The sequence below is a fragment of the Aeromonas sp. s5 genome, assembly GCF_040907865.1.
Taxonomy (GTDB): domain Bacteria; phylum Pseudomonadota; class Gammaproteobacteria; order Enterobacterales; family Aeromonadaceae; genus Aeromonas; species Aeromonas dhakensis.
The window spans coordinates 1-12236 of record NZ_JBFOCO010000023.1 but is presented as its reverse complement, the minus strand read 5'-3'; the positions used below and the strand labels follow the sequence as shown (position 1 = coordinate 12236).

The 12236-nt window shown below is 54.8% G+C and carries 11 protein-coding genes and 1 pseudogene; 1 reads left to right on the top strand and 11 read right to left on the bottom strand.

Annotated features, from left to right (window positions below):
- Positions 1–20: 20 nt before the first annotated feature.
- A complete protein-coding gene (budA, locus tag AB5Y94_RS12860; protein WP_019841137.1) occupies positions 21–800 on the bottom strand; it encodes an acetolactate decarboxylase in 780 nt (259 codons plus the stop codon).
- A 109-nt stretch (positions 801–909) separates the two neighbouring features.
- Between budA and AB5Y94_RS12855 the strand changes: the two genes are divergently transcribed.
- Positions 910–1794: a LysR family transcriptional regulator gene (locus AB5Y94_RS12855; protein ID WP_054544278.1), complete on the top strand. Its 885-nt coding sequence runs from the start codon at positions 910–912 to the stop codon at positions 1792–1794.
- A gap of 470 nt (positions 1795–2264) precedes the next feature.
- Here the strand turns inward: AB5Y94_RS12855 and AB5Y94_RS12850 are convergent, their stop codons facing one another.
- The 10 genes and pseudogenes from AB5Y94_RS12850 to hcp1 all read right to left on the bottom strand — a co-directional run.
- Positions 2265–3065, bottom strand: coding sequence for a hypothetical protein (locus AB5Y94_RS12850; RefSeq protein WP_054544277.1), 801 nt, complete (start codon positions 3063–3065; stop codon positions 2265–2267).
- Positions 3065–3232: a hypothetical protein gene (locus AB5Y94_RS12845; protein WP_157850314.1), complete on the bottom strand. Its 168-nt coding sequence runs from the start codon at positions 3230–3232 to the stop codon at positions 3065–3067. Before AB5Y94_RS12845 ends, AB5Y94_RS12850 begins: the two co-directional genes overlap by 1 nt.
- 129 nt (positions 3233–3361) lie before the next feature.
- The gene (locus AB5Y94_RS12840) at positions 3362–4093 is read right to left on the bottom strand and encodes a hypothetical protein (RefSeq protein WP_054544276.1); all 732 of its coding nucleotides are present in this window, start codon (positions 4091–4093) and stop codon (positions 3362–3364) included.
- Entirely contained in the window at positions 4093–4467 is a 375-nt protein-coding gene (locus AB5Y94_RS12835; protein WP_368205706.1) for a hypothetical protein, read from the bottom strand. The genes AB5Y94_RS12840 and AB5Y94_RS12835 overlap by 1 nt, the downstream gene beginning before the upstream one ends.
- 211 nt (positions 4468–4678) lie before the next feature.
- A complete protein-coding gene (locus tag AB5Y94_RS12830) occupies positions 4679–5473 on the bottom strand; it encodes a hypothetical protein (protein ID WP_368205704.1) in 795 nt (264 codons plus the stop codon).
- Positions 5473–8643 (bottom strand): toxin VasX, encoded by a 3171-nt coding sequence (locus AB5Y94_RS12825; RefSeq protein WP_368205703.1) that lies wholly within the window; start codon positions 8641–8643, stop codon positions 5473–5475. Before AB5Y94_RS12825 ends, AB5Y94_RS12830 begins: the two co-directional genes overlap by 1 nt.
- On the bottom strand, positions 8640–9503 hold the full coding sequence (locus AB5Y94_RS12820) for a DUF4123 domain-containing protein (RefSeq protein WP_368206058.1): 864 nt from the start codon (positions 9501–9503) through the stop codon (positions 8640–8642). Before AB5Y94_RS12820 ends, AB5Y94_RS12825 begins: the two co-directional genes overlap by 4 nt.
- Before the next feature lie 5 nt (positions 9504–9508).
- Positions 9509–11554 (bottom strand): type VI secretion system tip protein VgrG, encoded by a 2046-nt coding sequence (locus AB5Y94_RS12815; RefSeq protein WP_368205702.1) that lies wholly within the window; start codon positions 11552–11554, stop codon positions 9509–9511.
- Positions 11555–11564: 10 nt separating this feature from the next.
- Entirely contained in the window at positions 11565–11819 is a 255-nt protein-coding gene (locus tag AB5Y94_RS12810; RefSeq protein WP_368205701.1) for a hypothetical protein, read from the bottom strand.
- A 186-nt stretch (positions 11820–12005) separates the two neighbouring features.
- Positions 12006–12236: pseudogene (gene hcp1 / locus AB5Y94_RS12805) on the bottom strand (type VI secretion system effector Hcp1); the annotation flags it as partial.

Below are 12236 nucleotides of genomic sequence, written 5' to 3'. Positions count from 1 at the left end.
CTCCTTGTTAAGCGAAGGGCTCAGCCTTCGGCGGCGCGGATGGCGCGGTCCAGATCGGCGGGATTGAGGTCGGCCTGCTGAAAGGCCGGATTGCGAGGCAGCTCGATATTGAGATGTTGCACCACGGCCAGCTGCAGTTGACCGTGGCCCATGGCGTAGTCGAGGATATGGCCGCCGCCCCGGCGATCCTCGGTGATGAAGTGCTCGTGATAGCCGGCCACGTTGATCCCCTGCACGAAGGGCGGGCAACGAAAGCCGACCAGGGTGCCGCGCCGCTGGCTGAACGAGAACAGCGGCTGTGCCTCGATGGCCTCCAGCATGGGCTTGTAGGGGGGATGCTGGCAGGGAACGGTGCGCACCTGCGCCTGCTCGAACAGGCCGTCGAGTCGAAAGGCGACAAAGACGTTGTCGGTGCCCACCAACCGATCCACCCACTGGTGGATCTCCTCGCGACTCAAGGGGTGATCGAAGCGGCGCTGCAGGCAGGGGCGAAAGTGGGTCATCACCGCAAACGGGGTCTTCTGCTCGGCGCGGGCCGGACGGGCCGAGCCGTCAGCCTTGAGCTGGTGGATCTGGCGTTCGAACGCAATCAGCTCGCCGTCGAGCCGGTTGAAGGTCCCGAGGCCGAAGTCACCGTGGCGCAGCAGATCGGCCATGGTGGTCTCCCCCTCGTAAACCCCCGCCAGCAGGGCACTCATCAGGGAGCTCTGGTAGACCTCGCCGCCCCCCTGGCGAGCCTGCCAGCGAGCAAACTGCTGGCTGATCTCGATGGCGCAGTCACATGATGAATTGGTTTCCATTTGGATTTCACCTCCAATCCTGTTAGGTTGGCAAATCAGGATTCAATAGTGACCAAGATCACAGTTTGATACCAATATCCAAACCCATCAGCTTCGAGACGTACCAGATATGGAATTCCGTTACCTGCGCTACCTGGTGGCCGTGGCAGACAAACAGAGCTTTACCCGCGCCGCCGAGGCGCTGGGCATGGCCCAGCCGCCGCTCAGCCAGCAGATCCGCAAATTCGAACAGGAGGTGGGCACGCCGCTGTTTCACCGGCTGACCCGCAGTGTGGAGCTGACCGAGGCGGGGCTGAGTCTCTATCAGGATGCCAAGGGGATACTGGCGCAGACCGAGCAGGCCATGCAGAAGGCCAGGCGCATCGCCCGCGGCCAGCTGGGTTCGCTGCGCCTCGGCTTTGCCGGCTCCACCGTGCTGCACCCGAGCGTGCTGCAACTCATCCACGACTTTCGCCAGGCCTGGCCGGAGGTCAGCCTGCACCCCATCGAGAACAGCATGCCCAACCTGGTGCGCGACCTGGTGAGCGAGGAGCTGGATGCCGCCATCCTGCGCCTGCCCTGCAGCAGCAGCTCGGCGCTGGCCCACCACCTGATCGATGAGGAGGAGATGCTGATCGCCCTCCCCCCGCACCATCCGCTGGCCGGCAGTGGCGCCATCCCCATCGAGGCGCTGGCGCAGGACCCCTTCATCCTGTTCCCGCGCGAGATCGGGCCCGGACTGCACGACGCCATCACCCAGCGCTGCCAGCGGGCCGGCTTCAGCCCCCGCCTAGGCAGCCAGAGCCCGCAGGTGATCTCCACCGTCGGCATGGTGCAGGCCGGTTTCGGGGTCGCCATCATCCCGCGCTCGGTCAGTGAGCTGCACCCCCACGGCGTCAGCTATCACCCCATCGCCGCCGAGCCGCTCACCACCCGCATCAGCCTCGCCACCCGCCGTCATCCCCGCCAGAAAAGCCTGCAGCATCTGATTGGGCTGATCCCGCGCCAACCTTGAATCAACGTCATGTAGAGCTTGATGATAAAGAGGGGGACTTTAGAGACAGGGGCTGGTTACAAGGCTGTGCAGAGTCTCTGTCAGCATATATTTTTGATAGGATAACGATACGGCTCCATTATGGCACTCACACGACCCCACATGACCAACTCGCACCAAAGGTTGCTCTATGGCAATCAAACCTATGGTGTGCCCTTTAAAGTGAGTAGGAAAATATAGCAGTGATATCTACTGGGTATGGCCAGCGCCCGTCCAGCCTTGGGGTACTAGGTATATAACTGTCAGGTTTGACTTACTCCAGGCTTGTTCGCCAGTTGCTCAAACGCGAGAGTTCTTGATTGACAGGTAAATTTGACCTTTTCTTGCCCCAAGTCGATTGCAGCAACCATTTATCTAGCCCCGAGCATTTTAAAATATTGAACAGCACAGCAAACCTAAGTAAACATCAACAAGCGAGAGCCTCTTTAAAATTACTTGATAAGCTCATCTAGCCTTCTTGGTACGCCTACATCCAGAGAACTGTGAGGTGCTCTATTTAATGAAAGAATAGTCTTGAATTCTCTATATTCTTGGCAATTTAATATTGAAAGCAAAGACACCAATATTTTATTTAATTCATTTTTATAGCAGTAAAAACTTGCAAACCCTGAGTAACCAAATGGAATAGTTTCGAATTGAACGAAGGCCATATTACTGACCACTTTAATTACATTAACTTTATTTTTGTTGAACAATGTATATTCTACACTTTCCTCCTTTTTGAAATCAGTGAAGAAAATTGCAAAAAGGGCCATGCCACCAGCACCGACCAAGGATAACGGGCCTAATACGGCCACGGCCATAACACATACAAGTACACCTAACCAAGCCAATCCTCGGACTACTTTATAAGCTACATCAGGAATAGCATCCTGATAAATAGCAATAAGCCCTTCAGAGGTAAGTCGGTAATGATAATTTTTATCCGCCATGACCAAGTAACGAAAATAGAGGGCTAGCCCCCCGCCCATCACAATAAATCCCCAACCTAGAGATATCATATTATCGCCTGACGCTAACCAAGCACCAAACAAGATCAAAATCCCTATTGGTATTGATATGATCAGCCAAGTGTGAGGGCTTCTCACTCTAATGTTCCACTCATGTAACGTAGGAGCCTCACGCACCCTTTTTTGATTGGTATCGATAATACGTTGTTGCTCCTCATGCGGTAGCACATGAAAAGGGGTTTCCTGCTCGCTCACCTCGATTACCTCATTCACCTTGTCCATCAGTTATTCCCCAGCTTGCCGACCACCAACGCGGGCATTTTACCCAGATCGCCACTGCAACTACCACTCTTGAAAATATGCTCCCGCAGAATCATACCCTCGAAATAAACTAACTCCAGTTTGATAGCCGAATTGGTATCAATCCCCAGCGGCAGGGTATAAACCATGCCACCCAAACTTCCGAATTGTGGCTCAAGAAGATCGCCGGATACTAAGCCAGCTTGTCCACCGAAAAAACTGGCCTCCTAGTGAATAGCAATAACAGTTATTTCTCAATGGCAGTCGAGACATTAGAATCAAATCATTGGATGACCTTTTATATTTTTTATATCGACACACCTGATTTGGTTTTTAATCATTTCAATAACACGTTCAAAATCCTCAGACTTACAATATAAATTGTCGCTATATGCGACTTTAAAGGGGGTGGATTCAAATCTCAGTGCCTTTTTCCTATTATAAATAGAAAGCGTGTAGGGCCAGTCTTTTCTAAACATGGTTTCATGCTCTGAAACTTCACTCTTAAAGTCAGTGAAAAACACCGCAAAGAGCGCCATGCCGCCTGCACCAACCAGGGCTAATGGCCCCAATACAGCCACTGCCATCACACAAACCACCACACCAAGCCAAGCCAAACCACGCACTATAGTGTAGGCAGCCTCTGGAATAGCATCCTGATAGGTGACGATAACACCTTCTGTTGTGAGCCGGTAATGATAGTTTTTATCTGCCAACCATAAGTAACGAGTAAAGGCCGCAACTATTGCCCCCATGATAATAGGGGCCCAACCAGCATCATCATCGCTATACACTAGCCATATACCAATAGACATCATAATACCAACTGGGATTGAAATAACTAGCCAAACAAAAGGTGTTTCTACCCTAATATTCCACTCATGTAGCGTAGGGGCTTCACGCACTTTCTTCTGATTAGCATCGAGAATGCGCTGTTGGTCTTCCTGCGATAATAGATGAAAAGGGGTCTCCTGCTCGCACGCTTCAACTACCTCGCTTACCTTGTCCATTATTTATCCCCTTGCTTACCGACCACCAACTCGAGCATGGTACCCAGATCGCCGCTGCTGCTATTCAATGTGACTGGGCCACCACTGCTACTGCTGCCCTTGAAAAGAAACTTCCGCTGAATCATGCCCCCGAGATAACCCAGATCCAGTTTGATGGCCGAATTGGTATCAACCCCCAGCGGCAGGGAATAGACCATGTCATCCCAGCGCCCACGTAGCGTCTCTATCACCTTGGGTTTCATTGCAGCCAGATAACGGTCCAGCTCCTGTTTGGAGCGCGCGGGGATCATTTGGCCAGCACTGGCAAGTGATTGCAAAGTGACATTTAACCCTATGGGTTGTCCTCGTAAATGGGCAGGGAGTGAGAGTTCCAACTGTCACTGGGAACGACCTGTGTCCATCCAGCCCTAAGGTGCGGTGCGTACCACAGTCAAACTGCCCCCTGACTTATTGACCAGCATTTCAAAAGAAACCAGATCATCTACGATAGACTGATTGCACCAGAGTTGATTGAAATCACCACTTTTTTGACACCAATAATTTCTCTATAACTGTCATATCTGACAAAAGTATTACTCGAAGGATTTACTTATTGATCTCATCCAGCCTTCTTGGCGTGCCAACATCCAATACACCAACGGGAGCTCTGCGAAGAGATAATTCACTTTTAAACTCTCTATATTCATCGCACCCAAGCTCCTTCATTAAACTTGATAAAATCCTATATAGCTCACCTTTATTGCAATATAAATAAGAGAACTCAAACCAACTGAATGGAATGATATCAAAGCGAATAAGGCTTCTATTTTTTACAACTTTCACAACATATTTTTTATCTTTATTAAAAACCGTGTATTCAACTGAGACTTTCTTTTCGAAGTTAGTAAAAAAAACAGCAAAAAGTGCCATTCCACCTGCACCAACCAGTGCTAACGGTCCCAATACAGCCATAGCCATCACGCAAACCACCACCCCAAGCCAAGCCAAGCCACGCACTATGGTGTAGGCCATTTCGGGAATGGCATCTTGATAAGTGGTGATTAAACCTTCTGTCGTTAGCCGATAATGGTAATGCTTATCAGCCATAACCAAATAGCGCAAATAGGGGAACATAATCACCCCCACTATAATAAAAACCCAGCCATTGGATGAACTGTTCCATAACATTCCCGCACCGATAAGTATAGGTGTACCGATCAACAAAAATATAAAAACAGGAACAAAAGACTCTCTAACCCTTATTTCCCATTCATGTATCGTCGGTGCCTCGCGTACTCTTTTCTGATTCTTAGTGTTGATTTCATGCTGCTCTTCCTGCGATAGTTGATGAAGAGGGGTTTCCTGCTCACTTACCTCAGCCATTACATTCACCTTATTCATTATTTATTTCCTTGGTTGCCAACTACCAAAGCCGGCATTTTTTCCAGTTCACCACTACTTGTATCCAATGTGATGGGGCCGTTGTTATTTCCGCTGCCCTTGAAGATAATTTCCCGCTGGACCATACCGCCCATATATCCCAGTTCCAACTTGATGGCACTATTGGTAGCGATACCCAAAGGTAGGGTATAGACCATGTCATCCCAGCGGCCTCGTTGTGTTTCCAGCGTCTTGGGCTGCATCGCAGCCTGATAGCGCGCCAGATCCTCTTTGGAGCGTACCGGCACCATCTGGCCAGCTCTGGCAAGTGGTTGAGAAGTGACATTTAACCCTATTGTTTGTCCTCGCAAATGGGCGGGGAGCGAGAGTTGCAACTGCCACTGGGGGCGACCGGTATCCATCCAGCCCTGAGGCCTGGAGCGAACTACAGTCAGGCTAGCTCCAGGCTTATTGACCAGCATTTCAAAGCGAGCCAGTTCGTCTTCCGAGGACCAATTGGCAGGCTGCTTACCCCAGGTAGATTGTAATAACCACTTTTCCAGATCCGAGCGTTTAAAAATATTGAGCAGCACGGTCAACACCAGATAAGCGGCACCTAGCACAAAGAGTCCAACCAGCATCCAGGGCGCAAAGATCGCTGCGATTGATGAGAAACCCAATCCATTCCCCAGCAGATAGAAGAGCTGTGCGCCAAAGATGATTCCTTGCCCCAGCAATACTCCTGCTTTCATCTGCAAGAGCGTCTTTTCCATATCACTTATCAGGGGATCCTTGCTGGCCTGGAAGGTGTCCCACATCTCTGCCCCGGCAGCCACCATTCCCAATCCAGCAAAAGCTAACATCCGCATAGAGAATGACTTAATCAAAGCTCCACTCTCACTTCCCAGCACATCACTAATAGGCAATGATGTCAGTGTTTTACCGTTAATTACTAGAGGTTTTAGCTTCTCCCAAACAGCCCCCTGATAGAGCGCGGCGATGGCATTGCCCGTCCAGGCGAAGGCAGAGCCCAACTGCATATTTGCCCGTTCCCGACCGATGGACTGGGCGTTTTGCGCCGTCCCTGCGATGACCACTGTGAGATTCCAGAGGTTGAGCAGGGCAACCAGCCCGCCAAAGGTCGCCAGATTGGGAATTCTCTCGTTCATGGCCGTGATGCGTTGATTCACGCCGCTACGCACGCTCGCCAGATAGTCGCCGATATATTGTCTGGCTTGTTGCTGGTAGAGATCGCCTTTCAGCTTCACCAGCAGGGGCATTTCGCTGGCAATCAGGGTATCGAGCTGTTGCTGCAAGGTTTTTAGCTGACCGTTGATGGCCTTCACCGTGGTACTGCGCCCGGGAGGGGGGGAGCTGATGGCCGACATCTCTTTGACAATGATCCAGACCTTCTGCTGGAAGCGGTTGTGGAGCATCCGATAGTCTCGGTTCACCTGCAGCGGCTGGTCGCCGAGCAGGGATTCCAGCAATACGAGCCTGAGGTTGCCTGCCAGGCTGTTCTTCCAGGCATGGGGCAAGATGGCCGCCATGATTTGGGCGTGAGCCCCCTTGGCCATGGATTTTCCAGCCACTTTCATGGCTTCAATGACGGCTTCGATCGTCTGGAACCAGGATTTTTGCTTGAATCTCTCGTCCCCCAGTAGCGTCTCCAGATCAGCCGGTCTGCCAAAGAGTGCTGTCATATCGCCAGAGGAGGTGCTGAGCCAGGCATTGTCTACCGTCAGCTCGCTCAATCCCTTGTGCAACGCGGCATCAAAGCCATAAGGGGCTAGCGCCAGCAAGTTGTCGCGGCTCTTTTCGCCCAGCAGTTTCTCCAGCGCTTTCTTCCTCTCCTCCGTGCGGCAGCTAAGAGAGAGAACCGGCCCGGCCTCGGCAAACAGGGTCTGCAGATAGGCTTGTCCCTTGGGTGTTCTGTTGTCCAGACCAAAGGGCAGCGGATCGGCCTTGAGGCGGGCCACACCGTTGAACAGATCTTCATGAGCCCGCGTCAAGGCCAGCTCCAGCTCATTGAGTGGCACCTGGTACTGCTTGATAAACGCATTGAGCCCGCTCCAGTTGACCTCATCCTGGAAGGCTGCGCGCTCTTTCCATTGGGCGACCTGTTTTTGGGATGGGTTGAAACCATACTGTTCTCGCAAGATTTTCAGCTTCTCATCAGCCCGTTTCTCCATGGGGGAGTTGATCCGCACCATCCCGGGCTCTGCCGTCATGCTCTCCATGTCGGCGAGGTAGCGATCCCCAAGATAATCATCCAGCGCCTCTTCAAAGGCCTGGGTCCTGGCGACATTGCCCCTGACGGAGGCGGGTAACTCCTTCTCGTCGAGCCGCACCCTGGCCAGGTTGCGCGTGACCTCCGCCATCATCAGCTTGTGGCTGTTGACCTTGATGGTGGCATCACCTTTCCCCAGCAGTGCTTCGCGCTTGGCAAGCAGTTGATTGACCTTCATGGAAAGGTCGGCAAGGTCGGCCAGCGGGTCCTCCAGAGCGACCACCATGGCGCTCTTGGGATCCGGTATGCCCGCCTTGTAGGCAGTCGGTAAACTCGCAGGTTTGTGAGCCAGCAACTTGATCCCCTGCTTGTCCTCTTCGGCAGGCTTGGCAAGAGGGGTAGAAGAGAGCACAAATCCCTTGTTGGACATCCCCAGGTCCGCAACCTTGTCAAGCACATCTGGCAGACCGCAATGAGGGGCCTTCATGGTGCTGGCAAAACTGCCCAGTTTCACCTGCCGCATCCAGGTGGTGCGCAAACCGCCGCTCTTTTCCATCTCATGCTTGATGCGCCCCGTCCAGCGCTGGGGAGAATAAGCGAGGGAGAGGGTATGGCTCGCCGGGTAGAGCAGATGCCCCTTGCTTCCCTTGCTCTGGTTGATGAAGGTCGATCCTTTTATCTCGTACTCATCAAATGTCTTGGTCTTTTCGTCATACACATAGAGCCAGCCATCACGCAGTTGGCGCAAGGCATAACCGCTCTCTTTCAACTTGAGAGGCACCACAAAGCCTGCTCCGGCGGGGACTGGGTGAGGCTGCTTTTGTGGCGGGGAGAACGGCTCATCCAGGGCATAACGCACCGGGATGATGGCAATCTTCTTGTTCTTGAGCGGACAGACTCCTGCCGGGCTCTTGCTGTCGGTCGTGTTTGCACACTGGGCGGCTTGATTGGGCGTACTCATGCGTCTTGATCCTTGTTGCTCAATGCGGCAGCAAGCTCGGCGGCCTGCTCGATACGTTGCGAAGGGGTCTGGGGCGAACGCTGGGTAATCAACGCCTTGATCCGGGGATGCTCATCTTCATCAAACCAGTCACTGCCGAGATACCCCATCACATTGAAAAACAGCAGCAGATCCCGCTCGCTCTCGAATCCCTGGGCATAGGCGTAATCAGCCCAATGGGCAATCCACGCCATGGGTTCTGGCAGCGTCAGCATGCGAGCCCCAAACCAGGTGTGCATGTGTGCTCTTATCCCATCGAGGGTGTTCAACCAGCTCACCTCTCCCAGACGGCGCCACTGCACATCGGAAAGTCGCAGGCGCTCCCCCATGGGGGACCCCATTCCAGGCACGGCAACCTTGTGCTGCCACACCTGCCCCTCCCCCTGCCGGGTCGGGATCCAGACTTGAGCCACCCCCTGCCAGAGCCAGGGTTCATCATCCATAAACAGCCGCCACATGGTCTCCGGCATGGCCAGCTTGAGTAGAATCCTGCTGCCATAGGGACTCTCCACCTCGATTAGCTCACGCAGTCGCTCGGCCAACGGCAACAGAGCAAGAGGGGACGATAACAGGTAACCCCATGATGCATCGCGGTTTTGCATAAACCAATCCAGCAGATTGGGCGTTGCACATATCAGACAGGGGCTCACTTCTCGCAAGCTGTCCCAGGGGGCGTGAAGGTAAACGGGCTGATAGGAAGGAGATGCGTCCTGCTCGAACAACACTCGCTCAAGCGCGGGAATGCGCGCCCCATCTAGCAACAGATAGAGTTGCTCACCTCTGTTCAGTTCGATGTCGGGACGCTCTGCGACTAAAGCCATGGCCATCAGCCACCACCCTCCTGTCTGGCCAGTTGCTCACAGATCTCGCACACAGGTTCGGCAGACTTGAGCGTCGCAATCTGACGTGCGGGGTCCATGGGAGGGGGTGGCGCCACCACTTCAACCGCACCGGGCTGGATGGGCATCTGGCCACCCCAGCCGGAACCAGAACCCGGACTGCCGCCTGAATTCATCTTGATGGAGCCGCCACTGAGGGTAACGCCGCCGGCATCGAGCTTCACAAAGCTGCCGCCGACCTTGAGGGTCAACTCCGCACCGGCCTCCATCACGATCTTCATGCCCGCCTTGTGATGTACCTCGCTCCCCGCTTCCACCAGCAGGGACTGCCCCAGCTTCTGGTGCAGGCTGGCATCCACTGTCAGCGAGTAGTCAGCCTTCACTTGGTCGCGCTTCTCACCCTCTACCGTCAGGTGGTCGTTGGCCTTGATGCGGGTCACTCGCTCGTTGTCGATATCGGTGTGATGGTCGTGCTTGATGTGCCACGCCGCATCATTCTCGATAAGTACATTCAGGTCTTTCTGACCGTGGATATAAATCTCTTCCTGCCCCGCCTGGTCTTCAAAGCGCAGTTCGTTGAAACCCTCACCCTGGTGGGTCTCGGTACGCAGCACGGTGCGGGTCTTGTTGGCCGGTAACTCATACGGCGGGCGGTTGGTGGCGTGGTAAGTTCGACCCGTCACGATGGGCTGGTCCGGGTCCCCTTCCAGAAAACTCACGATGACTTCGTGGCCGATGCGCGGGATGGCCATCATGCCATACTGACCGCCCGCCCAGCCCTGGGAGACACGCACCCAGCAGGAGCTCTGGTCATTGGAGCTACTATATCTGTCCCACGGGAACTGCAGCTTCACCCGGCCGTGCTCGTCGCAGTAAATCTCCTCCCCCTCGGGCCCCACCACCATGGCGATTTGCGGGCCATCCACCATGGGTTTGTGAGGGGCCTCCGGGCTGCCGATGCGTGCCCGCCAGGTGGTGCTGGCTTTAACCACCCCAAATTCGTTGTGATAGACGGTCGGGCCGCTGCCCCCCTCCTCTTCCAGCGCCTGTGGCTGCCAGCCGGTGTGCTGAATACGCACGATTTGCCAGTCGGTGTTGAGGCTGCCGTTAGGGTGTTCGGTGAGCGAGAAGCTTTGCCCCGGCTGCAAGGCCGCGCAGTTGGACTTAGCCTGGCCCGCCACCGCATCATTGCGCAGCGCATCGAGCCTGTGCTGGGCAAAGGCCTTGCCGCTGCCATCCTGCTTGTAGCGACCCGGAAAGTCGAAGTGCTGGTAGGTATCCCGTTGATGCTCGAGCTCTACGCCCACCTTCTTGTGGGAGAGACCGTAGGCCGGGGTCTTGAAGCTGTAATCTTTGAGCTCCACATCCGAGGGGCGTACCGCCTCCCGGTAGTGGAACTGGCGCACATAGGGCCCCTGCTCGAGCGAGCGGTTGCCGAGATTGAAGAAGAGCTCGGGGCCGGCAGTCAGCGCGGCTGCATCATCGGCAAACACGATGCGGTGCTTGCCCGCTTCAAACTCGTGGAAGTAGAACAGCCCCTCTTCGGCGGCGAGCCGGTTCACGAAATCGAGGTCGGTTTCCCGGTACTGGACGCAGTATTCCCGCTTGGCGTGCTCGTTCTTGAGGGCAAAGGCATAGTCGGTGATGCCGTGCTCTTGCAGAAGAATGCTGAGGATTTCATCGGTTTTTTGTGCCTGGAAGATGCGGGAGTTCTGGCGCAAAGAGAGTCGCCACAGCGCCGGCTGTACCATGAGCTGATAGCGGGTGCGACGAAAGCCGCTGTCACCCTGCGCCATGTCACTCACCACCCCACAGACCCGGCGCTGCAGCTCGCCGTTGTACCACAACAGCAGCTCGCACGGCTGGTCCAGCACGGCGCCAAAGTCGATGTCGGGCTGGCTGCTTGCCAGCTCCAGGCGCAGGTTGAACGGCCGATTGAGCGCTTCATCCAGTGCAAACTCGGCCACCACGAAGGTGCTCTCAGGCAGGGCCCCCACCTTGACGGTAAATTGTAATCCTGTGCTGTCTGCCATGAAGCGCTCCTTAACCTGCCTGTCCGCTGCCTGAACCAATCACCACGCCGCCGCAGCCGCAGCCGACGGCGGTACCGGTCACGGCGATGGGTTGGCCGCCACACAGTAAAGTACGCAGGTGACCAGAGATGCGGCGCGGACGGAGGGGATGGTCGGATTTATCGTAAGGGGCCAGCGGCTTGCCATCGATTCTGGCAACTGTCGATGGGGCAATCCCATCCTGATCGGTGAGCATGTCACCGGACGATGCAATGGTGGAACACATGACGACTGGCCTCTGTTGTGCTTTGCAATAAGGTCGGCTCGCAGCCATATGGCAAAACACAAAAGCTCCGACCGCATCCAGCTGAACGGGTCGGAGAAAGCTTGCACTGGCCTGACGATGGCTGACACTGCCATCACCAGGCCATGGGGTGCACTACAAGGAATAACGGCAATCAGAGATCGAGAATTAGGCCTCGATCGGTGCGCGCCAGTCATCCGCACCGGAAGTACCGGCAACGGTGTGCTCCCAATCGATCTTGCGATAGGCCAGAGAGACCTGGATCAGCTGGGTGAAGTCAGACTTCGCCGGATCCTGGCAGTGCGGCATCTGGCAGTCGATGTCGACGATGGTGGCATCGGTCAGCACGGTAGAGAAGAAGTGCTCCTGCTTGCCCTCGACGGAGGTGCGGTACCACTT